The sequence below is a fragment of the Trinickia caryophylli genome (genome assembly GCF_034424545.1).
GTDB classification, from domain to species: Bacteria; Pseudomonadota; Gammaproteobacteria; order Burkholderiales; family Burkholderiaceae; genus Trinickia; species Trinickia caryophylli.
Window position 1 is genome coordinate 1,153,338 of the sequence record NZ_CP139970.1, and the last position, 23,379, is coordinate 1,176,716.

A 23,379-nucleotide genomic window follows, 5' to 3' on the forward strand; every position below is an offset into this window, starting at 1 on the left:
GCGCCCGCCAAGTTCCAGCCGCCATCCGCCGCGCTCGCCCGGTTCGCGCCAGCATCGGGCCGACACAAACGAGCATTCGACCGCAGGTTTTGCGACAATGACCGCTTTCGGACGCCATCCATGCGCCATACGCACGGCCGGCGTCGTCGATTCCACTCACTCGTCGAGGCGCGACGGCGCCCGAGCAATCGGACAATGGCCCTGCCACACATCGATCTCCTGTACACCGCCTCCGGCCTGGCCGTCGGCTTTCTCGTCGGCCTGACGGGCGTCGGCGGCGGCTCGCTGATGACGCCGCTGCTCGTGTTGCTGTTCGGCGTGCATCCGGCAACGGCCGTTGGCACGGACCTGCTCTATGCCGCGGCCACCAAGGCGACGGGCACGCTCGTGCATGGTCTGAAGGGCTCCGTCGACTGGCGCGTGACGGGCCGGCTGGCGGCGGGCAGCGTGCCGGCCGCCACGCTCACGCTCTGGCTGCTGCACCGTTACGGCCTGCAATCGCCGGCGGCCACCCACGTATTGCAGCGTATCCTCGGCGCGGCCTTGCTGATCACCTCGCTCGCACTCATCTTCCGCCCGCAACTCGCCATGCTCGCATCGCGCGCGCCGCGCGACGATTCCACGGCAACCACGGCAAGAACGGTGCCTTTGACCGTGCTCACGGGCGCCGTGCTCGGCGTGCTCGTTTCGCTGACGTCGGTCGGCGCGGGCGCCATCGGCGTGACGGTCCTGCTGTTGCTCTACCCCACGCTGCCGACGGCGCGGATCGTCGGCTCCGACGTGGCGCACGCGGTACCGCTCACGCTCGTCGCCGGCATGGGGCATTGGCTGCTGGGCTCGGTCGACGGCGCCATGCTGCTCTCGCTGCTCATCGGCTCGCTGCCCGGCATCGCTTTCGGCAGTCATCTTTCCTCGCGCGCGCCCGAGGCGCTGCTGCGCAACCTCCTCGCCGCCGTGCTGGTGTTCGTCGGCATACGCCTCGCAATCGGCTAAGCGCGCCGGGCTGCGCGCGAAAGCCGCCCGCGAACCGCGACATCGGGTCGCGGGCGTCCGCTCGGTCGCGCTTTGTGCAGTGCTTTATCGAATGATCTGCCGGGCTACGGCGAGATAGCGCTCGGCGGAGTCCTGAAGCGTGAGCCCCTTCAGTTCGCGCAGCACGCGCGCCTGGCCCAACGCCTTGACGAGTGCATCGGCATAAGCCGACGTATCGTCGGTATCGACGAGTTGCACGCCGGGGAAATCTCTTGCGAAGGAAAACGGCGCAATACGGCTCGCCACGACCGGGATGCCCGAGGCCAGCGCTTCGAGGAACGCGATGCTATGAGCCTCCGAGTGCGACGGCATCGCGAACACACTCGCTTGCGAGAGCATGCGCGACACGTCGCTGCGCGGACCTTCGATGACGACGCTGCCGCCGATCCCGAGCGCTTCGACGAGCGCGATCACAGCGGCGTGGTAAGCCGGGTCTTCGATCACGCCGCACAGCACGAGGCGCGCATGATCGACGCGACGCATCACTTGCGAAAACGCGCGCACTGTCTGCAACTGGTTCTTCACCGCCGTGTAACGCCCGATCTGCACGATCTCCTGCGCGCGCGGCAAGCCATCCGCACGGCTGGCGTGCGCATCGGCATCACCATCCGGGTGCCGGAAACGCGCCAGATCCACGCCGTTGGGAATCACGATCATGAGCGGATGCGGGCCCACGGTCGCCACGTAATCGTCGACGTTCGTGGACGACACGCCGATCACGGCGCGGGCACGTGCCGACAGAATGCGCTCGACGCGCCGGAAAAGCCGCCGCTGGAAGTCGTTCGTGGCCGAGTGCATGACGTAGACGATCGGCGCGGCAATGGGCAACGCGCGCGCATAGAACGCGGGGATCGTCGCATGCGCGAAGATGACGTCGGGGCGCGTGCCGCGCACGACCTGATAGAGGTGCCAGAGCTTGCCGGCCATGGTATGGCGCTTGCGCGGAAACCGGCACGGCACCTGGCTCGCGGCCAGCTCGCCGCGCAGATGCGCGAAATCGTCGTGCTGCGGCAACAGCGATGCCACGCACACGTCGTGGCCTTCGCCACGCTGATGAACGGCAAGCTCCTTGGCGAGCACCTCGGCACCCGACAGGCGCGGTGCGAGCACGAGATGAAGAATGCGCATCAGCGATCTCCCGCAGTCCTATAGAGCATCCAGGCGAGCGCCGTACCGAGGCCGGCCGTCATCGCCCAGGCAATGCCGGTCACGCCCCAGTAATGCATCGCGGGCGGCACCGCCGCCACAAGCACGATCACCTGCATGATCGACGCATGGGTGGTGGCGCGCGCATCGCCGAGCGCGCGCAGATACGCAACGAGCACGGCGATGATGGCGCCGAGCGCCATGTTGATGACGAAAATGCGAAACAGCGGCACGGCCGGCATCCATTGCGCGCCGAGCACAAGCGCAAAGAGGGGTGCCGCAAGCCAGCGCAGCAGCAGCACGATCAGCACGAGCCCCCCTGCCGCCACCGCCAGGTACCGCTTGAAGAGCCGGGCCGCCCGCGCGGCGTCGCTGCGGTAGTGCGCCGAGAAAGTGGGAAAGAGGTACTGCGACATGGCGATGGCCGCATCGGCCAACAGCATCTGCGCGAGCCGGGACGACATCTGATAGGCACCGAGCTGTGCCGGCCCGAGCATCTTGCCGACGACGATCTTGTCGAACTGGTTCAGCACGAGATTGACGACACTGCTTGCCCAGATCCACCGCGAGAACGCAACGTAATGGCCGATGCCGGACCACCGCGGCGCCAGCGGCGGACGTGGCCGCATCGTCAACCAGCTGAGCACGCTCTTGAGGCTCTCGCCGAGCGCCATGCCGATCAGCACCGCATAGGCGCCGGCGCCCGCGACCGCGAGCGCGATGCCGCTCGTGCAATCGACGAGCGATGCGGCGATCTCGATGGCGGCAACGTGCCGAAAGCGCCGCTCGCGCTGGACGACGAAGTAGGCCGGCGAGCAGAGGCCGCGAATGAGCGGCAGCGATGCGGCCAACTGCAAGAGCCAGAGCGAGTCGCGCAGATGAAACTGACTGCGCAGCAGCGGCGCGGCGGCGAGCAGCAGCAACGCGACGAAAAGCCCACGCGCGACGAGCGTCGTCCAGACAGCGCCGAGCTCGTTGCGGCTCGGCGTCTCGCGCCCCTGGATGACAGCCTGGGCGAGCCCGGTATCGGAGAGGGACTCGGCGATCGCGACCGCGAGCAGCGCGACGCTGACGCTACCGATCGCCGTCGGGCCGAGAATGCGGCCGATCGCGAGAAACTTGAGCGCAACGAGGCCGCGCACCGCCACCTGCTGCAGCAACACCCAGGTCGCGGCGCTCGCGCCGAAGCCCGCGCGCCACGAGCGCGCCGTCAGCCTGCCGGATTTCACGTCCCTGCCCCACGATGCGCTCACGTTCGCACGACCTGCATCACTGATGAAGATTGAGGAACAAAGTACCTTGTCGCCGGCGTCGGGACGCGCCATCTAGTAGGCGCGCGCCGCCATGCGCGCGGAGGTCCTGGCTTTTTCCGCCAGCGGCGCACGGAAAATTGGCGGCGCGTGTTCGACGGGAGGTGCTAGGGTCTCGTTGTTGACAGCCCGACCCTATCGTCGACGCCATCGGTACGCCCTGGCTGCGACCCCGACCGACCATGGCAAACGCAACGCTTTCTCCCGCGGCGGGGCACGGCGCCGCAACGATCGACGCGGCAGCCCGCGCGACACCGGCCGCAAGCGCCGCCGCCCAAACGGTTCTTCTCATCGAGCCGAATTTCAGCGGGCACCGATGGCGCTATGCCCAGTGGGCGGCCGAAGCCTTCGTCGAAGCCGGCCACGCATGCGTGCTCGTGACGGAATCGCGTAACGAAGACCATCGTCTTGCACGCAGGATCGCGGCCGCGGGCCGCAGCGACCTCGAGATCGCATTCGTCGATCCGCCCGCCCCGTCGGGCGGCGTGTTCGCGGCGCTCGACCGCATCCCGTATTGGCGCTACCACCGCTACTTCCGGCACGCCTATCGGCTCGTCACCGAATTCGCACCGGTGTCGCTCGTGGCCGTGCCGTACGTCGATTACTTTCTCTATGCTGTGCCATTCCTGGGCTCCCCCTTCGGCTCGACACCCTGGATCGGCGTCACGATGCGCTCGTCGTTCCACCACCGCAGCGTCGGCGTGAAGGCCCCCGACCGACGTATCGTCAACGCCGTCAAAGCCTGTCTTTTCCGGCAGGCGGTGCGCGCGCCAGGCGTACGGGCCTTGCTGTCGATCGATCCGACACTGCCCGAATGGAGCGCCCGGGCGCTCGGCGCGCGTGCAGCCAGCGTGCGCTATCTGGCCGACCCGTTTCCCGACGCGCGCGCCGACGATCCCGCGCGCGCGCGGGCCCGCCTCGGGCTGCCACCGGGGCGGTATCTGCTCGTCTACGGCGCCATCACCGACCGCAAGGGCATACGGGAACTCGTTGCCGCGCTCGAGTGCATGGACGAAGCCCCGACCCTCGTGGTCGCCGGGGAGCAGGACGCGCAGATACGAGAGTTTCTTGGCGTCCATGCCGGGCGGCTCACGCCCGCGCCCGTAGTCATGGATTCCTTCGTCACGAACGAAACAGAGCTCGATCTTTTCTCCGCCTGCGATGCGGTGTGGCTCGGCTACAAGGGGCACTACGGCATGAGCGGCGTGCTGGTGCAGGCGTACCGGTTCCGCAGGCCCGTCATCGCCACAGCCGAAGGGCTCATCGGCTGGTTTTGCCGGGACGGCTCGCTGGGCCCCGTTATCGACGATCTATCGCCCGAATCGATCGCGCGCGCCATCGATCGGGCCCTGTCATTGCCGTTGCCGGTGCCGGTGCCGCACGGCACCGCCGCGGGCGCATACGATGAGTCGACGCAACACGAGTGCCTGCTCGAACGCAATACACTCGAGCAATTCAAGCGCACGCTTCGGGAAGCCATGGGTACCGCGGAACCGCGGCAGCCCTCGATCGCATAGAAGACGAACTCGCCGCGCATGCCGGCATCGGGATGGTCTGCCCTGCCCCGATAGCGCTCAAAGCGGCTGGCCGCCGGCAACGGGCGGCACGTTGTCGGCCGCCGCGGCCGGCTCGGGCATGGGAACGACGGGCACGGGTGCGCTCGGCCCTGCCCCGGCCGCGCCGCGAGCGGGAAAGAGCGCATTGCGCAGGCGCAGGAACGGAAACTCGACGAGCCGCGTCGTGACGTATCCGGCCGATATCGCGATCGCCGTCTGGAACACGAGCGCGACAGCCCACACGACGAGCGCCGGTATGCCGAGCGCGCCGGCCTTCGCTATCAGGATGTCGGCGGGTGCGAACGCGAGCGAATGCCAAAGATAGATACCGTAGGAGTAGACGCCCACCCAGGCCACCGCTCGAAAGAGCCAGGTCTGCGCCGCCGTGCCCGCATGCTCGAGCATCAGCACGATGAGCGCGACATAGCCGATGGCCTGAATCGTATAGCCGATGCTTTCGTCGAGCGCGACATGGCTCGTCGCGAACGCCAGCCATGCGACGAGCAGTACGACCATCGCCATGAGCCATCCCTTGCGCTGCGCGAGCCGGCGATAAAGCGCCGGCTTCATCCAATAGACAGCCGCCAGCATGACACCGGCGAGCAGGCTGTCGATTCGATACTGCGTCTGAAAGAACGCCGCGTCGATATCCCCCTTCGCCACGACGACCGAGCGCGCGGCGAGCACGAGCAGGCACAGCATGCCGAGCAGCGCCAGGATCGCGTTCGCGCGCAGCCGCCAGCGCGCGAAAAGGAGCAGCAGCGCAGGCAGAACGAGATAAAAGTGCTCCTCGACCGCAAGACTCCATGTCTGCGAGATGGAGGTACCCAGATAGTTTTGCAGATGGGTGAGGTTCTGCAGCAAGAAGGTGCTGGTCGGGTGCCGGCCGGCAAAGAAATGAAAGACGATGAGCACGTAATACGCCGGCCAGATCTTGAAGATGCGCCGCACGATGAAACGGCCCGCGTCGATCGCACCGGTATCCGCGTATTGGCGTAACAGCAGCCCGCCGACGAGAAATCCGCTCAGCGTGAAGAAGAGGTTGACGCCTTCGCGCCCGAAGTGCGTGAAGGGATATTGAATGATCGGAACGAGCCTGAAGCCGGTATCGACGGTGTGAAAGTGATAGCCCATCACCGCGATGATGGCGATTCCGCGCAGGAAATCGAGCTCGATTGTCCGACCCCGCACGACGGATTGGGCTCCCGCGAACAGATTGCTCATCATCTCGCCTCTTCTTCCCGCGGGCTCGCGCCCAGGATGCCGGCCACCCGCGCCGTGGCAAGGTGGTGATCCGATGGTGCGATGGCGTACCGCGTCGCATCCGCCAATACTCAGGCGATCGGCGACAGGCGCCAGCCGGCGCGCGGGCATGTCGCGCCGGCAACAGCACACGCCCGACGAACGCTAGTGCCAAGCCGCCAGCGACCGGCTCGCCCGCCCGGCGCGGCGCTATAGTCGGCGGGAAACCTGATTCGAAGAGAGCATCGCCGCGGCAGCAACCGCCAAGCCGCGCGACGACGAGGGGGTAATCGTTCGATGGCAACCGTGTCGTATCAATCGACGCTGGCCGGTCCGCACGCGACGCGACGGAACCGGTATGCGAACTTGTGGATCTGGCTGTTCGTCTGTCCGCTCGCGATGGACTATAAGGCCGCGACCGACAACGCGAGCCATCTCGCCCAGGTGCTGCTGGCCGTACCGGCGCTCGGCGCGGGCGCCATGCTCGTGCTGATCGGCCCGCGCTTTGCCGAGCGCTCGCGCCTGCGCGCATTCGTATGGTTCGCGCTGGCGCTCGCGGTACCCGCGAGCCTTTTCACCCAGGCGCTGCAGGGCAACCCGTTCGGGCAGTATCTGCGGGTGCTGTTGCCCTTTGCGCTTTTTCAGATCGGCTTCATCGTGGCCTGCCGGCCGTGGCAGGAAGCACGCATCGAGCAGATCGAAAAGGCCATCTTCTGGGCCAACGCGATCAGCCTCGCGTTCACCTTCGTCTATGGCCTCGCCACGGGCGGTCCGCTCGAAGAAGTGCGCTACCGCATCGTCTCGGCCACGTTTCTCGGGCTGCAGGGCGTGCTGCTGCACGAGTTCGTGATAGCGAAGCGCTTCAACGTCCTGACGCTCTCGCTCTTTCTGGCGACGATCGTGGTGGAGTTGCTCAGCGTGACACGCAGCCTGCTCGTCGGCACCGCGTTGCTCTTCGCGCTCGCCATCTGGATGAGCGCGCCGTCGCTGCGCTACCTCGTGCGCGCGCTGATGCGCGCGGCCGTCGCGGTCTGCCTGCTGGGCGCGATGGCGTTCGGCGCGGCCTCGTTCATGCCGGGGGTGACCCAGCACTGGGCGCAGCGCCTTTTCTTCGCAGAGCAATCCACGGCGACCGGCAAGGATCCGACCACGATCACACGCCTCGCCGAGATGAAGGATCAATACGATCAGGTCACGTCGTCGCCGCTTGCGCTGCTCGTCGGCGAAGGCTACGGGCACGATTACCGCTATTCCCCGGCCTATCTGCCCGACTTGCGCGGGCAGATGAGCAAGAAAGATTTTTACGCGATGCACGACTGGTCCGCCGGCCACAACTTCTGGGTCTATCAGTTCTTCGCCGGCGGCCTGCTCTTCGGCATCGCCATGCCCGCCGCGATTCTCTATGCGCTTTATCGCTGCGCACTCACCTATCGCCGCTGGCGCGTGACGATGCCGCACGCGCCCTATCTTCCCGTTCTCGGACGCGCGATCCTGCTCACCGCCGCACTGCCCGCCACGTCGATCGGGGGCAATCCGCTCGGGCCGCGATTCTCGGGGCTCGTCTTCGGACTCTCGCTCGGCCTCATGGTCGCGATGCACATCCAATTGCGCCGGCTCGGTGCTCGCATGGCACCGCCGCCCCCGCGCAGCGAACCGTTCGGCCCGCGCACCGCGCCCGGTTTCCACCCCGTCGCCGCCGCCGGCAGCGACGGGCCGCGCCGCGAACCCACGCTGGCCGCGCCGCCGGCCCGGCTGTTGCCGGACGCCACGCGCGACGGAAGCATCGAACCCGACTGAACCCGACCGAAGCACAACGACGCTGCGCAGCACGCAGCGGCCGCTCGAGCACCATGAAAATTCTCCATCTCACCGCCACACTGGATCCCGCCGCGGGTGGCCCGGCCGAAGGCGTACGTCAAAGCGCGGCGGCACTCGCCGCCCAGGGGCATGAAGTCGAAGCGGCCACGCTCGACGCACCGGATGCGCCGTTTCTGGTCGGCACTGGCATGCCCGTGACGGCGCTGGGACCGTCGCGCGGCAGGTACGGCTATACGCCGCACGCAGTGCCATGGCTGCGCGCGAACGGGCCTGCGTTCGATGCCGTCATCGTCAACGGCCTTTGGCAATTTCATGGCTTCGCGGCAAGACAGGCGCTGCATGGTCTCGATGTTCCCTATTATGTCTTCCCGCACGGAATGCTCGACCCCTGGTTCAAGCGCACGTATCCGCTCAAGCACCTGAAAAAGTGGCTTTACTGGCCGTGGGCCGACTATCGGACGCTGCGCGACGCGCGTGCCGTGCTGTTCACGACCGAGGAGGAACGCCGGCTCGCGCGGCGCTCGTTCTCGCTTTATCGCGCGAACGAGCGCGTCGTCTCTTACGGCACGGCCGCACCGCCCGCCGATGGGGACCGCCTGCGCACGGCGTTCTTCGCGGCACACCCGGCGCTGGCCGGCAAACGCCTGCTGACCTTCCTCGGCAGAATCCATCCGAAAAAAGGCTGCGACCTGTTGATACACGCGTTCGCGCACGCATGCCGTGAGCGAGACGATGCGCATCTGCTCTTCGCCGGCCCGGGCAGCAACGCCATGCTCGGCGCGCTGCGCGATGCGGCAAACGAAGCCGGCATCGCGCGGCACATCACGTGGGCCGGCATGCTGAGCGGCGACGTCAAGTGGGGAGCTTTCCATGCAAGCGATGCGTTCGTGTTGCCCTCGCATCAGGAGAACTTCGGCATTGCCGTCGTCGAAGCGCTCGGCTGCGGCGTGCCCGTTCTGATCTCGGACAAGGTCAACATCTGGCGCGAAGTCGCCGCCGATGGCGCGGGATTCGTCGCGCCCGACACGCTGGAAGGCACGCAGTCGAATCTGCGGCGCTGGTTCGACGCACGCGATACCGAGCGCGCAGCCATGCGCGCGCGAGCGGTCGACTCGTTTCGCACCCGCTTTACGATGGAGGCCCATACGCGGCGCCTCGTCGAAGTCCTCGAGACCGAAGCACGTCGACTGCCCACGTTGCGCGTGCAACGAACCGGCGAGCCGGCGCGGCCACGCGTGCACGGGTAAGCAGGCTCGATCGTTCGTCGGCAAGCGGCCGTGAGCCGCCTCAAGGCTGCTGTCGTATAAGCGCTACGTTCTGCGAGACCTCCCCCCGGCGCCCGAAAGCGCACGCGTGGCCGACAGCACGCCTGGCGGGCGCGCGATCGGCCATGCGCCATCTCGAATCACTCCTTCGCCGCTCGCGAAAGCGTGGCCGCGGCAAAGGGCAGCGTATCGACGGCGGCCCCGGCACGCGCGTCGTTCGCCGCGCCGGCGGGCACGGTCTTGCCGAGCACGCGCGCAAGTCGCTCGGCGAGCCGCAGGGCCAGCGCCGTGATCGTAATGGTGGGGAAATTCGCACCGACGCTGGGAAATACCGAACTGCCGGCGATGTGCAGATTTTCGATGCCATGCACTTTGCAGTGGCGATCGACCACGCCTTCTTTCGGCGAATCGTGCATGCGCGTGGTGCCCATGTGATGCCATGTGCCCTCGAGCGTCGAGGGCCACGCCCGCCCCTCGAGCGGGGCATCGAGCGTCACGCGCGCAACGCCGCTTGCCGCCAGTTCCTGCGCCACCAACGAGAAGGTGCGATCGAATGTGCGCTTGACGAGCTCGTCGAGCCGCCACGCCACGCTCACGCGCGGCATACCCAACGCATCGCGCTGAGTGCAGAGCGTCACCCGGCTGTCGCGGTTCGGCACTGCCTCGACGATCGCCTGCAGCTTCACATCGGTGATGAGCGCGCGGGGCTGCAAAAGCCGCGTGAGGCCGAAGCCGATGGTATCGACCGGATGCGCGGCCATTGTCGCCAGATCGTCGCCCAGGCGCCAGCCCGGCTGGTCTTTTTTCAGCAATGCCTGCTTGCAACGGATCAGCGCCTCGGCCGCGGCGCTGCCTTCGCCGTAGAACATCGAAAAAAACCAGACACGTGCGTTCAGTAGCCGTTCGCGGGCAAGCACCTCGGGCGTCAGCGCGAACTGCGAGGAGATCATCGTGCCGTGCGCGGAAACAGCGGCGTTCTGATAGTGGAACTTGATGTCGTGAAGCTTGTTGCGCGCCCATGCGTCGGAAAAGCGCACGCTCGCCGACATGATGCGCGGATGATCCATGAAAAAGCGGCCGACGACATCGTGTCCGTTGCCGAGCCCCGCAGGCTGCGTGCGGTTCGAAGCCAGCAAAAGACGCGCGTTCTCGATGCCCCCCGCCGCGAGCACGTAGTGCCTGGCCCGCATGCGGATGCGCCGGCCCGACAGCGTGGCCACATCGACATGGCTCACGCGCGCGGCGTCGGGGTCGCTCGCGATGTCGACCACATTCGCATGGAGAAAGACGCGCACATTCGTCGAGCGTGCGAGATCCTTGCGATAGAGCTTGCCGAAACGCGCGGGAGGGCTGAATTGCGCGATGGTATCGCGCACGAGACCGGTCACGAGCGGTACGCGCCGCACGTCGGCACGGCCGATCGCCTGCTCCCAGAACGCGGGATCGAAATTGTTGGGGCCGAGCTTGAGCCACGCATGCGTGCGCGCATAGTAAGGCGCGAGCTCGTCGAGTCCGAACGGCCAGCCGCTGTGCGCAACCCAATCGCGCTTGTCGAAGTCCCATGGATCGAGCGGCCGGCACCAGCCGCCCCAGCAATTGCTGCTGCCGCCCAGATAGCGGCTGCGGCTGCCATCGGCGAACGTGTAGGGCAGTCCCACGTTTTCGCCCCGATACAGATCGCGCGTCTCGTCGTCAGCCTTGTAGCCGCCGCTTTCGAGCAGACAGGTGTCGATTCCCATCCGGCTCATCTCGAGCGCCAACGTGATCCCGGCAACCCCTGCGCCGACGATGCAAACCGTCGTATCGACCGTATGGCCTTCTTCGACGGTACGTGTATCGATGAACATCGTTTTCCCCTTTTCTTGTGATCTTCGAGCCGGCGATGGCAACCTGTCGGCCAACATGACGCCGCTTGCAGCCAACGCAACATGCCGTCGGGGCGATGCGGCTCTCGCCCGACGGTTCCACTTGTCAGGTCATCCGGTCGACGCATCGAACGCTCGGGCGGCCGGCGCCGTCATGGCGCAAAGCGCTTGCGCAGAAACCGGCACGGATTGCCGCCGTAGACGCCCTCGGGCGCGAGCGAACGGTGCACGACGGACAGCGGCGTCACGACGGCCGAACGGCCGATCGTCACGCCCATCTGCACGACGCATTTCGACGTGATCCAGACGCCGTCCTCGATGACGATCGGCGCGACGCGCAGATCCATCGTCGTGCTCATGTCGTGGGAGCCGGCGGTAAGAAATGTCCCTTGGGAAATGCAGACGTGCGAGCCGATGCGAATCGGCGCCTGGTTGTAGATCCAGACGTCGACACCGAACCAGCAGTGGTCGCCCACCTCCAGATTCCACGGCGCCTTGACGCGCAGCGGGTGCACGAAACGGCAGCCGATGCCGATCTTCGCGCCGAAGATGCGCAGCAGCGCGACGCGCAGCGCCGAACTGGGCACGAGTTTGTTGTTGACGATGCACGCCTCGAGCACGAACCACGTCGCCTCGGTCAGCAAGCTCGGCCGGCGAACGCAATTGCCCTTGCCGGCCCGCGACAGATCGATGACGCGTCCGCTCGGGGCCTCCACCTCGTGCGAGCGTCCGTCTGCGCCGAGCCGATCGCGCGCGTCGCGCCGATCGACGAGATCGTGCTCAATGGGATGGTCCATCGTCGCTTGCCCTCGATTCGCTTTATGTCTTCTCGTAAGCGATTATCGAGCGCGATCCGGAAGTGCGATGCCGGATGAGCGACGGATGGCGGCTCTCGGCCGGGTTTTGGCGTCTGGCGACGGCCTGCGGGCGCGACGATAAAGCCGTGTCCGACATACTCGACAGGAGGGACCCGTGCCACCGTCATGCTGCACTGAAGTGCGCTCAGCCGGCGCGCGCCCCGCGGGCCGGCGTTCGACTTGCGTCGCACGCGCGAGCGCCATAGCGGCCTGCGCCGCCTTCGCCACGCTCGCTGCGCTCGTTGCCGCTGCGCCCGTCGCGGCCCAAAAAGCGTCGACACCGGTACCGGCACCGGCTGCCGCGCAGGCCCCGGGTGGCGACGAAACATCTGCGGATGAAAGACTCGCGCGTACACCACCCGAGCAGGCCGCGGCGCCCGCGGCCGCGCCCGCCGCGAAAGCCGCCGATCGCCGTCTGCAAGGCGTCGCGGACGAACGGGCGTTGCTCGGCGCCCCTTCGCCCGGACGCGATCCTTATCGTGCGGCACTCGACGCACACGAAACGCAGCAGACCGATCTGATGAGAGCCGAGCGCATGCCGAACCGGGCGCTCGAAGGCAACGGCTACGATGCGCCGCCCGCCGCGGGGCGCAAACCGCGCGTGCGGATGCCGGCCGACGCAGGCAATGCGCCTGCCAACACGCCGCAAGACGCCGCCCAGGCGGTCTATCGCGAATCGTTCAAGGACCCGAGGGCCAATGCCGGGGGGCAGCAGGTGTACCGCATGCCCTGGTGAGGGCGGCTCAGCGCTGAACGACGCTCACCGCCACGTCGACACTGTGCTCGCCGCCGCCGAGGATGATGCCGCGCAACAGCGAAACGTCGGTGTAGTCGCGCCCGACGGCGAGCGTGACGTGATCGAGATCGGCAAGCACATCGTTGGTCGGATCGAGATCGATCCAGCCGAGCCCCGGGCAGAACACGGAGGCCCAGGCATGCGAGGCATCGGCGCCGATGAGCCGCGGCGCCCCCTTGGGCGGCTCGGTGCGCAAATAGCCGCTTACGTACCGCGCTGCGAGGCCGAGCGAGCGCAGGCAGCCGATCATCACCTGCGCGAAATCCTGGCAGACGCCATGCCGCGCCTCGAACGCACGCAGCGCCGGCGTATCGAACGCCGTCGCCTGCGGATCGTAGGCGAACTCCGCGTGGATGCGGTGCATCAGATCGATCGCGGCGGCGGCCAGCGGCGCGCCGGGCACGAAGCTCTCGAGCGCATAGGTGCGCAGCGCCGGGCCCAGTGCGACGTTCGGCGACGCGAAGACGAATTCGGTCTCCGGCAGGTACTGCCCACCCGCGCGATAGCCGAGCGCATGCGCGACCTCCTCCCACGCCGGCGTGGCGCCGGGATCGAACCCTTGCCAGCGCGGCGAGAGCACGACCGTGGTCTCGCTCGTGAGCGAGAGGCTTTCATGCGGCGTATCGAACGAGAAGTACAGCACCTCGTTGCCGAAAGCATCGATATGAGAAGTCTCGTACGCGGGCGCAGGCTCGATGCGCTCGCTGTGCGAGACGATCCGCTGCCATGCGTTTGCAAGCGGCCTGATGGTTGCGAGATGCTGCGCCGTTTCGACGGGCATCGAATAGCGATAGGTCGTCGCATGCGAGACCGAGAGCGTGATTTCGCGGCTCATGACGACACCCTCGAGGAAAGCCCGTTGTCCGCGTGAATGAAGTAGCGGGCGCTGACTTCGTTCGAGGCGGCCGCGACCTGTGCGGCGAGATCCTCGCATACGGCGAGCAGCGCCGGATAGCGGCCCGATGCGTCCGCTTCGCAAAGCTGTTCGAGCGCGGGCAGCGCCGCCAGCGGCTCGAGCAGTTCATGGAACGGCCGCCGGTTGGGGCCACCCGCTGCCGCGGCGATCTCGTCGAGCTTCTTCGAAAGCCGCTCGTAGACACCGTAGATGCCCCGCGGATTGGTCGGATCGACCACGACGAGATCGATCAGCGCCGGCACTTCCAGACGCCCCGGGTAGAGCGAGCGATACGTCAGCGTACTGTCGAAGAGTTGAAGCAGCAGATCGAAGCCCGCGGGTGTCGCGAGCATCCCGCCCTCGGCCACCACGTGCAAGAACGTGGTCATGGCGACCACGCGCTCGATATGGCGGCCGACGAAGAGCAGCCGCCAGGCCTCGTCGCGCACCATGCGATCGCCTTGCGCGCCGCTGATGGCCGAAAGCTGCATCGCCAATGCTTCGAGCGCATTCATCAATGCGAGCCGGTCATAGGACTCGCGCCGCTCGGCGCGCGCCTCGCCGGCCGCGGCCGGCGCGAGCGACAACGCCTGCAGCGCGTCGCGGAAATCGTTGCGCGCCGCGAGTATCGAGCGCCAGTGATCGTTCGAAAGCCTGGCCCGGATTTCACCGCAAGCGCGCGCCTGGCTTGCGATGACCTGCCCCACGCTGGCGGTGCCCGAATGCTCGTGCAGGCTCGCGACGAGCGTGTGTTCGAAGGCGTGGCGCGTGCTGCGCGCGGGCGTGTCGCCGCTCGGAATCAGCTCGAAGCGTGCGGCAAGCTCGGTGAGCGTCGGCAACATCTCGTCGGCATCGTGACCGTCGAGCGAACCGAGAATGAGCCGCGTGAGACGCACACTGTTTTCGGCACGCTCGCTGTAGCGGCCCGCCCAAAAGAGGTTTTCCGCGGCACGGCTCGACACGGTGCGATGACGCCGCGCGAGATCGCCGGGCTTCATCGGCGAAGGCAGCAGGGAGAAGGCCGAGCCCGGATGGCGCGAGAGCACCCAGGTATCGGCGCTACTTCCGCCCGATTGCATCGACACGCTCGCCTGCCGCTCGCCGGCGAAGCGCGTGAACGCGCCCGGCAGCACGTGCCAGTTGCCGTTGGTGCCCGCGATCGCATAGACACGCAGGGTGCACGGCCGCCGGTAGAGCGTGCCGTCCTCGTAGCGCGGCGCGCACGAATACGGCAGCGGCGAGCGGATCGTGAACGCGTCGGGCGCTGCCTCGATGCGCGCGCGCCAGTCGGCCAGCCTCTGGGGGCCTGCGGCGAAGCCGGGCGGCATGTCGGGCGGCGGCTGTGCCGGGCCGGCCCAGGTCGGCAGGAGCCATGCCGCCTCGAGCCGCGCGAGGGCGTCGTCGCGCACCGCCGCCTCGCCGCACCACCAGGTCGCCACGCTCGGCAGCGCCAGCGATTCGCCGAAGAGCGCCTCGGCGATGCCGGGCAGGAACCCGTGCAGCGCAGGCGACTCGACGAACCCGGCACCCGGCGCATTGGAGACGACCACGTTGCCGGCACGCATGACTTGCAACAGGCCCGGCACACCGATCGTCGAATCGGCGCGCAGCTCGACGGGATCGCAAAAGCTGTCGTCGAGCCGGCGCAGCACGCCGTGCACGCGTTCGAGCCCCGCCAGCGTCTTCAGATAAAGCTTGTCGGCGCGTACCGTGAGATCGGTGCCTTCCACGAGCGTGAGGCCCAGATAGCGCGCGAGAAAGGCGTGCTCGAAATAGGTCTCGCTGAAGGGCCCCGGGCTCAGCAGCGCGATATGGGGCGAATCCGCGCGCGCGCGCCGCTCGTCGTCGGTCATGGTCGTGCGCGCTGCCTGCGCGAGCGTGGCGATCAGTTGCGAATACGAGGGTGCCAGGCGCCTCACGCGCATCGAGCGGAACGGTTCGGCGAACAGGCTCGAGACGATGAGCCGGTTCTCGAGCGCGTAGCCGAGCCCGGACGGCGCCTGCGTGCGGTGCCCGGTCACGGTCCATTCGCCGCCGGGCGCGCGCGCGAGGTCGACCGCGACGATCTGCAGATAGCGTCCGCCGGGCGGCGTGTGGCCGCGCATGGAGCGCAGGTAGCCGGGATGCCCGAAGACGAGAGCGGGCGGCAACAGGCCGCGCCCGAGCAGCGTCTGCGGGCCATACACGTCGGCTACGAGCGCTTCGGCCAGCCGCGCGCGCTGGGCGACTCCGCGCTCGATCACCGCCCATTCGGCCTCGTCGACGATGAACGGCAGCGAATCGAGCGCCCAGGGCCGCGGCTCGCCGTTATCGGCGTAGACGTTGTAGGTGATGTCGTTGTCGCGGACCTGACGGGCGACGGATGCGGCGGCATGATCGAGATCGGTGCCGCCCTCGTCGCCGGCCAGCGCGAAAAAACGCCGCCACGGCTCGCGCAGGGCGCCCGAGGCATCACGCAGCTCGTCCCAATGGCCGGCGGGAGCCGGCGCCTCGCGCACATGCGCAAGCAGTTCCGGCACATCAGCCGCGGCACCGAACGGCAAAGTCGATTGAAAAGGCAAGTTGATCCGTGTTCAAGGTCGATCATCGGACCCGGCACGCCGCAAATCGAGCGTAAACGGCAGCTCGAGGCTGCGCACGCGCGTTCCCACGGCCGCCGGCCCGGGCGTATGGCCGATGGTGAAAAAGCGCGCACGCCGCCGGCTCTCGGCCTCGTAGGCGTTGACGGGAAACGTCTGATAATTGCGTCCGCCCGGATGGGCGACATGATACTGGCATCCGCCGATCGCCCGCTCGGCCCAGGTATCGACGATGTCGAACGTGAGCGGGGCATGCACGCCGATCGTCGGATGAAGCGATGCCGATTGCTGCCAGGCGCGAAAGCGCACGCCCGCGACGTACTCGCTCGCGCGCCCCGTCGATTGCAGCGGCAACGGCAGGCCATTGACCGTCACGACGTGACGGCTCTCGTTCATGCCGAGCACGCGCACCTCGATACGCTCGAGCGACGAATCGACGAAGCGAACCGTACCGCCGCCGGTGCCCTCCTCGCCCATGACGTGCCACGGCTCGAGTGCGTGACGCAGCGTGAGCGAGATGCCGCTCGTCTCGAGCTCGCCGACGAGCGGGAAGCGAAACTCGAAGTGCGGCGCAAACCATTCCCGCTCGAACGCGTAGCCTGCCGCGCGCATCTCGGCGAGCACGTCGTCGAAATCCATCTGCACGAACGTGCCGAGCATGAAGCGATCGTGCAGCTCGGTGCCCCAGCGCGTGAGCCGCGCCGTATAAGGCGTACGCCAGAAACGCGCGACGAGCGCGCGCAGCAGCAACTGCTGCACGAGGCTCATGCGCGCGTGCGGCGGCATCTCGAAGCCGCGCAGCTCGAGCAGGCCGAGCCGCCCGGTGGGCCCGTCGGGCGAATAGAGCTTGTCGATGCAGAACTCGGCGCGATGCGTGTTGCCGGTGACGTCGATGAGAATGTTGCGCAGCGTGCGATCGACGAGCCACGGTGGAATCGGCCGGCCGCCGTTCGCATCCGGTGCGAGGCGCGCGAGCTGGCGCTCGATCTCGGCCAGCGCGATTTCGAGTTCGTAGACCTGATCGTTGCGTGCCTCGTCCACGCGCGGCGCCTGGCTCGTCGGACCGATGAACAGGCCCGAGAACAAATACGAGAGCGACGGATGGTTGTGCCAGTAGGCGATGAGGCTCGCGAGCAGATCCGGACGGCGCAGGAACGGGCTGTCGGCCGGCGCGGCCGCGCCGAGCACCATGTGGTTGCCGCCGCCGGTACCCGTATGGCGCCCGTCGAGCATGAACTTCTCGGGGCCGAGATACGATTCGCGCGCGGCCTCGTAGAGGTATTCGGTCTGGTCGACGAGTTGCTCCCAGTTCGACGCGGGATGAATGTTGACCTCGATGACGCCCGGGTCCGGCGTCACCTGCAGCACCCGCAGCCGGGCATCGCGCGGCGGCGGGTAGCCTTCGAGCACGATCCTCGCGTCCAGTTCGGCGGCGGTGGCCTCGACGGCCGCCAGCAAGTCGAGGTAATCGTCGAGCGCCGCAAGCGGCGGCATGAACACGTAGAGCGCCTGGCTCGCCTCGCCGTCGTCGAGCGACGCGGCCTCGACCTTCGGGCCCGCGGCGCGCGCGATGTCGCGCGCCTCGACACACAAGGCGGTGCGCCGCAGCCACGGAGCGGACTCGCCGCGCGCCGGAATACGCGCGTCGGGGGTGCCACCCGCGGCACCGTCCGCGGCGGCACCCGCCGCGCGCGCCGTACCGGACGCCCCCCTCTCGCTGGCGTCGCCGCCTGTTCCCGGCGCATACTGCCAGCGCAGTCGAGCGGCGCTTGCGAGCGGCACGGGCGGCGCGAACGGATCGTGCTCGTGCAGCCAGGGGTAATCCGCGTCCGATACCCAGGGCAGCGAATCGAGCGGCAGCCGGTAGCCCATCGGCGAATCGCCGGGAATCAGATACATGCGCTCGTCGCGAAAGAACCAGGGCCCCGTGACCCAGCGAGGGCCGGCCAGCGGGCTCCCATCCGCCGCCGCGTCGCGCTCGCGCGCGAGCGGCAGCGCGTAGCCCGTCACGGTGGCGAGACCCGCGTCGAACACGCGCCGCAGCCGCACGCGCTCGAGTTCGTCGTCGAGCCGCGAATCGAACGGGTCGACATTCACGGGTAGCCGCCGCTCGCGCCAGAGGTAATACCAGACGTCCTCGTAGCCGGGCTGGATGTGCGCGGTATCGAGCCCGAGTTTGCCCGCAAGATGCTCGATGAAGCGTCCGGCGTCCTCGGCCGTGTAGCGCATCGGTTCGCGCTCGTCGGCGAAGCGCGACGGATCCTGCCAGCACGGCTCGCCGTCGGCGCGCCAATAAAGCGAGAGTGCCCAGCGCGGCAACTGCTCGCCCGGATACCACTTGCCCTGGCCAACGTGCAGGAAGCCGCCGTGGCCATAGCGTGCGCGCAGCTTGTCCATCAGCGAGACGGCGTAGCCGCGCTTGGTCGGGCCCAGCGCATCGGTGTTCCACTCCGGCGCGTCGCGATCGCGCACGCAAACGAACGTGGGCTCGCCGCCCATCGTGAGCCGCACGTCCATCGCCGCAAGATCGGCATCGACCTGGGCTCCCATGCGCGCCACGCCGGCCCACGCGCCCTCGCTGTACGGTTTGGTGACGCGCGGCGTTTCGTGCACGCGCGCGATCGACATCGAATGCGAGAACTCGACCTCGCACTCGTCGAGCGCGCCCGAGATCGGCGCGGCGCTGCCCGGCTGCGGTGTGCAGGCGACGGGAATGTGCCCCTCGCCCGCCAGGAGGCCCGAGGTCGGATCGAGCCCGATCCATCCCGCACCCGGCAGGTAGACCTCGCACCACGCATGCAGATCGGTGAAGTCGACCTCGGTGCCGCTCGGGCCGTCGACGGCTTTCTCGTCGGGGGTGAGCTGCAGCAGATAGCCCGACACGAAGCGCGCGGCAAACCCCAACTGCCTCAACGTCTCGACGAGCAGCCAGCCCGTGTCGCGGCACGAGCCCGAGGCGTTCGTCAATGTTTCCTCGGGCGTCTGCACGCCGGGCTCCATGCGAATCAGGTAGCGGATATCGCCCGCGAGCCGCTGATTGAGCGCGACGAGAAAATCGATCGTCGCGCGCGGCGTGCGGTCGATGCGCTCGACGAAGGCCGCGAACGCCGGTGTCGGCTCGGCCGTCCTGACGAGATAGGGCGCGAGTTCGCTCGCCAGCTCGGGCGCGTATTCGAACGGAAAGCGCTCGGCGTACGGCTCGAGGAAAAAGTCGAACGGGTTGTAGACCGACATCTCGGCGACGAGATCGACGGTCACGCGCAGTTCGCGCGTCGGTTCGGGGAACACGAGCCGCGCCTGGTAGTTCGCGAACGCATCCTGCTGCCAATTGACGAAATGGCGGGCGGGCTCGACACGCATCGAATAGGACACAATGGACGTGCGGCAGTGCGGCGCCGGGCGCAGGCGCACGATTTGCGGCCCGAGCGTCACGAGCCGGTCATAGCGATACTGCGTGACATGGTTTAACGCGACGCGAATCGACACGAAGGAACCCCGATGCGGTGAAGAGGAAAAATGGGCCGCGCAAGCGTCATGCCGCGTGCGCGGACTGCATCATCATGGGCGCGGGCTCCGGCGCGAGCGGCACGAGGAACTCGCGGCTGATGCAGCTGCCGAGATCGTTCACGCGCGCGAGAAAATCGGTGAGCCAGGCGTGCAGGCCCGCGCGCAGGATCTCCCCGATCGGCGACGCGCACACGTGCGCGTGCAGCCCCGCTGCCATCGCCTCGGCCTCTGTGGAACGCGGGTTGCGCACCCGCGCGAGGATCTGCCGTACCTCGTCGAGGCTCGCCGCGAGCGAGCGCGGCCAGTCGGCGAACGAGATCAGCAGGCTCGCGACGCGTTCGGGCGTGATGACGTCGCGATACACCTTGCGATAGACCTCGAAGCCGGACACCGAGCGCAACACCGCCGCCCAATGGTAGTAATCGAGCGATTGGGCAAGCGGCTGCGCGAGCGCGCCGCCGCGCTGCTCGAGCATCTCGTACTTGACGTCGAGAATACGGGCCGTGTTGTCGGCCCGCTCGAGAAAGATCCCGAGCCGCATGAAATAAAACGCTTCGTCCTTGACCATGGTGCCGAGCTGCACACCGCGCGACAGATGCGAGCGGAACTTGACCCATTCGAAGAACTCGCAGGGATCGCGCTCGAGCACGCCATCCGCGAGCATGCGCTGCGATTCGAGCCAGGTCGTATTGAGCGTTTCCCACAGCTCGGTCGTGATCGAGCCGCGCACGGCGCGCGCATTCTCGCGCGAGGCGCGCAGGCAGCTCACGATCGAAGAGAGGTTGTCGCGGTCGCTCGACATGAAGGCGATGACATCGCGGCTAGTCATGCTCGGATGCCCTGCCGCGTAGATGCCGGCCAGCTCGGAGATCGACAGCATGGCGCGCCAGCCGAGGGCGGCATAGTCGTCCGATTGCGGCAGCAGCGACATCTGATAGTTGGCATCGAGCATGCGGGCCGTGTTTTCGGCGCGCTCGGTGTAGCGGGCCATCCAGAAGAGATGGTCGGCGGTTCGGCTCAGCATGATGGCTCCCGAATGTCGTTGATGAAGCGGTTTGCCCCGCAGCCGCGGCTCGAAGGTCGGACACGCGATGGCGGCGCGCGGCGGCGCAGCGGGCGCGACGGCACGCAAAGCGGGCTGCCGCACTATTGTTCGAGGACCCAGGTGTCTTTTGTACCGCCTCCCTGCGACGAATTGACGACGAGCGAGCCTTCGCGCAGCGCAACGCGCGTAAGCCCGCCCGGAACCATGCGCACTTCGCTGCCGGACAGCACGAAGGGCCGCAGATCGATATGGCGGGGCGCGATGCCGGCCTCCACGTAGGTGGGGCAAGTCGAAAGCGCGAGCGTGGGCTGCGCGATGTACTTGTCGGGATTCGCGACGAGTGCGGCGCGAAACGCCTCGATCTCGGCCGCGCTCGAGGCTGGACCGACGAGCATGCCGTAGCCGCCCGCACCGTGCGTTTCCTTCACGACGAGTTCGGGCAGATGGTCGAGCACGTAGCGCAAGTCCTCGTGCCTGCGGCACATCCAGGTAGGCACGTTGTTGAGAATGGGCTCTTCGCCGAGATAAAAGCGCACCATGTCGGGCACGTACGGATAGATCGACTTGTCGTCGGCCACGCCTGTGCCGATCGCATTGGCGAGCGTCACGTTGCCGGCGCGATAGGCCGCAACGAGCCCGGCCGCGCCGAGCGTCGAATCCGGTCGGAACACTTCGGGGTCGAGAAAATCGTCGTCGACGCGGCGGTAAATGACATCCACGCGCTGCGGCCCCTGCGTCGTGCGCATGTAGACGAGCCCCTTCTCGACGAAGAGATCCTGCCCCTCGACAAGCTCGACGCCCATCTGCTGCGCGAGAAACGCATGCTCGAAATAGGCCGAGTTGTACATGCCCGGCGTGAGCACGACGATGGTCGGATCCTCGGTGCCCTGGGGCGCGGCCGCGCGCAGCGTGTCGAGCAGCAAATCGGGATAGTGGGCCACCGGCGCCACGCGGTTTCGCGCGAAGAGATCGGGAAAGAGCCGCATCATCATCTTGCGGTTCTCGAGCATGTAGGAGACGCCCGAGGGCACGCGCAGATTGTCCTCGAGCACGTAGAACTCGCCCTCGCCCGCTCGCACGATGTCGATGCCCGCGATGTGCGCGTAAATGTCCCGCGCGACGTCCACGCCTTTCATCTGCGGGCGGTACTGACCGTTCGCGAGGATCTGCTCGGCCGGAATGACGCCGGCGCGTACGATGGCCTGCTCGTGGTAGATGTCGTGGATGAACCGGTTGAGTGCGCCGACGCGCTGGCGCAGGCCACGCTCGAGCGCGGCCCATTCGTGCGCCGGGAAAATGCGCGGAATGACGTCGAACGGAATCGTGCGCTCGGTGCCGACACCCGTTTCGTCCTTGGCGCCGTAGACGGCGAACGTGATGCCCACGCGCCTGAAATTGAGGTCGGCTTCCGCCCGCTTGTTGCGGATCTGCTGCTCGCTTTGCGCCGACATCCAGGCAAAGAACTCGCGGTAATGCAGACGGGGATCGCCGCACGACTGAAACGCGGCCGGCGGGACACCCGCGGTGTCGAGGCCACTGCGTTCGAACATTTCGCTGAAGAAGGCTTGCTTCATGGCCCGTGTTCCGTTCGTTGTTCAGGGCCGCGTGCGCACACCGTGCGCGCACGCGGTCTGGCCTGGTCGCCGCCGTCTCCTGCCGGCGCCGCCGCTCGGACGAGCTTTCTTCTATCGGAGCGCACGCTACGCGGCTACGGCCGCTCCGACGCTCGGCCCGATCGACAACCGTGCGCCCGGTGTTCGTCGAACATCGGCGATATGACGGCAGCATGCACCTTCGGCACGCAACGCGCCACTGGCACGCGCAACCAGGCATTGGGGGTCCGCATCACGCAAAGAGCATGCCCATGATCGAAACGCCGGTCCCGCATGCAGATACGGCGATAACGCCGCTGCAGGGGCGAGACCGTGGGGCACCAGCGAGGCGCATTGCCGTGCGGACACGCACCAAATCGAGGCACACGGCGAGACGCGCGCGCTTCGGCCGGTCGCCCGCGCTCGATCAGGCTGCCGACGCCTTTTCCGATCGCCTCGATCGATCAGGGTAATCACCTAGCGTTTCGGACTTGTCCGGCCCTTGAGGCCATCGCCCAGACTGCTTCCGAACGCGATCGATACGAGAAACGGTTCCCCTTTGCGCTAGTGGAGCATCTCTATCCGGTTACGTTCACTTTCATTTTTATTACAAGCATACTGCGCCGGCCGCTTCGATTTAGTCGGCTATTTAATCTGAATTACCGTTAAGGAGATGAATATGATTAAGTCATTTATTCCCCCCACCACTGTAAAAGCTTACGGCGCCTTTCTTTCCGTAGTGCTTTCCAAGAAGTCGCGCCCCGGCGACGGCATCCACGGGCGCGGGGTCAAGGGCCTCTGACGCTTTGACCCGGTAGCGGCACGGGAGGGCGATATTCGCCCTTTTCGTATCGCCCTCTCGATCGCCTCTCAC

16 protein-coding genes are annotated in these 23,379 nt (G+C 67.3%); 6 read left to right on the forward strand and 10 right to left on the reverse strand.

What is annotated here, in order from left to right:
- Window positions 1–195 precede the first annotated feature (195 nt).
- Entirely contained in the window at window positions 196–993 is a 798-nt protein-coding gene (locus U0034_RS05270; RefSeq protein WP_085223685.1) for a sulfite exporter TauE/SafE family protein, read from the forward strand.
- A gap of 84 nt (window positions 994–1,077) precedes the next feature.
- Here U0034_RS05270 and U0034_RS05275 read toward each other — a convergent pair whose 3' ends face one another.
- Together U0034_RS05275 and U0034_RS05280 are read right to left on the reverse strand one after the other, a co-directional pair.
- Window positions 1,078–2,160 (reverse strand): glycosyltransferase family 4 protein, encoded by a 1,083-nt coding sequence (locus tag U0034_RS05275; protein WP_085223683.1) that lies wholly within the window; start codon window positions 2,158–2,160, stop codon window positions 1,078–1,080.
- Window positions 2,160–3,407 (reverse strand): oligosaccharide flippase family protein, encoded by a 1,248-nt coding sequence (locus tag U0034_RS05280; RefSeq protein WP_085223681.1) that lies wholly within the window; start codon window positions 3,405–3,407, stop codon window positions 2,160–2,162. Before U0034_RS05280 ends, U0034_RS05275 begins: the two co-directional genes overlap by 1 nt.
- A gap of 263 nt (window positions 3,408–3,670) precedes the next feature.
- On the opposite strand from U0034_RS05280, the gene U0034_RS05285 reads away from it, so the two are divergent.
- Entirely contained in the window at window positions 3,671–5,005 is a 1,335-nt protein-coding gene (locus U0034_RS05285) for a glycosyltransferase (RefSeq protein ID WP_114717881.1), read from the forward strand.
- A gap of 57 nt (window positions 5,006–5,062) precedes the next feature.
- Here U0034_RS05285 and U0034_RS05290 read toward each other — a convergent pair whose 3' ends face one another.
- Entirely contained in the window at window positions 5,063–6,268 is a 1,206-nt protein-coding gene (locus U0034_RS05290; protein WP_085224419.1) for an acyltransferase family protein, read from the reverse strand.
- Window positions 6,269–6,583: 315 nt separating this feature from the next.
- On the opposite strand from U0034_RS05290, the gene U0034_RS05295 reads away from it, so the two are divergent.
- The gene (locus tag U0034_RS05295; protein WP_085223679.1) at window positions 6,584–8,083 is read left to right on the forward strand and encodes a hypothetical protein; all 1,500 of its coding nucleotides are present in this window, start codon (window positions 6,584–6,586) and stop codon (window positions 8,081–8,083) included.
- 53 nt (window positions 8,084–8,136) lie between these two features.
- Entirely contained in the window at window positions 8,137–9,351 is a 1,215-nt protein-coding gene (locus U0034_RS05300) for a glycosyltransferase (protein ID WP_085223677.1), read from the forward strand.
- Window positions 9,352–9,509: 158 nt separating this feature from the next.
- On the opposite strand, the gene U0034_RS05305 is transcribed toward U0034_RS05300, so the two are convergent.
- Window positions 9,510–11,216, reverse strand: coding sequence for an FAD-dependent oxidoreductase (locus U0034_RS05305; protein ID WP_085223675.1), 1,707 nt, complete (start codon window positions 11,214–11,216; stop codon window positions 9,510–9,512).
- A gap of 170 nt (window positions 11,217–11,386) precedes the next feature.
- Window positions 11,387–12,031 (reverse strand): DapH/DapD/GlmU-related protein, encoded by a 645-nt coding sequence (locus U0034_RS05310; protein WP_233211966.1) that lies wholly within the window; start codon window positions 12,029–12,031, stop codon window positions 11,387–11,389.
- A gap of 175 nt (window positions 12,032–12,206) precedes the next feature.
- Between U0034_RS05310 and U0034_RS05315 the strand changes: the two genes are divergently transcribed.
- Window positions 12,207–12,827, forward strand: a complete 621-nt coding sequence (locus tag U0034_RS05315; protein ID WP_139831098.1) for a hypothetical protein — start codon at window positions 12,207–12,209, stop codon at window positions 12,825–12,827.
- Between the two features lie 7 nt (window positions 12,828–12,834).
- Here U0034_RS05315 and U0034_RS05320 read toward each other — a convergent pair whose 3' ends face one another.
- From U0034_RS05320 to U0034_RS05340, 5 genes are all read right to left on the reverse strand, one after another.
- On the reverse strand, window positions 12,835–13,722 hold the full coding sequence (locus U0034_RS05320; RefSeq protein WP_085223670.1) for a transglutaminase family protein: 888 nt from the start codon (window positions 13,720–13,722) through the stop codon (window positions 12,835–12,837).
- The gene (locus U0034_RS05325; protein ID WP_085223668.1) at window positions 13,719–16,343 is read right to left on the reverse strand and encodes a circularly permuted type 2 ATP-grasp protein; all 2,625 of its coding nucleotides are present in this window, start codon (window positions 16,341–16,343) and stop codon (window positions 13,719–13,721) included. Before U0034_RS05325 ends, U0034_RS05320 begins: the two co-directional genes overlap by 4 nt.
- A 12-nt stretch (window positions 16,344–16,355) precedes the next feature.
- The gene (locus tag U0034_RS05330) at window positions 16,356–19,847 is read right to left on the reverse strand and encodes a transglutaminase family protein (RefSeq protein ID WP_085223666.1); all 3,492 of its coding nucleotides are present in this window, start codon (window positions 19,845–19,847) and stop codon (window positions 16,356–16,358) included.
- Between the two features lie 46 nt (window positions 19,848–19,893).
- On the reverse strand, window positions 19,894–20,892 hold the full coding sequence (locus U0034_RS05335) for an alpha-E domain-containing protein (RefSeq protein WP_085224415.1): 999 nt from the start codon (window positions 20,890–20,892) through the stop codon (window positions 19,894–19,896).
- 122 nt (window positions 20,893–21,014) lie between these two features.
- Window positions 21,015–22,487 carry a circularly permuted type 2 ATP-grasp protein gene (locus tag U0034_RS05340; RefSeq protein WP_085223664.1) on the reverse strand — a complete coding sequence of 491 codons (1,473 nt, stop codon included), beginning with the start codon at window positions 22,485–22,487 and terminating at the stop codon, window positions 21,015–21,017.
- A 697-nt stretch (window positions 22,488–23,184) separates the two neighbouring features.
- Here U0034_RS05340 and U0034_RS05345 point away from each other — a divergent pair.
- On the forward strand, window positions 23,185–23,307 hold the full coding sequence (locus U0034_RS05345; protein ID WP_254902538.1) for a lariocidin family lasso peptide: 123 nt from the start codon (window positions 23,185–23,187) through the stop codon (window positions 23,305–23,307).
- The last annotated feature ends 72 nt before the right edge of the window (window positions 23,308–23,379 follow it).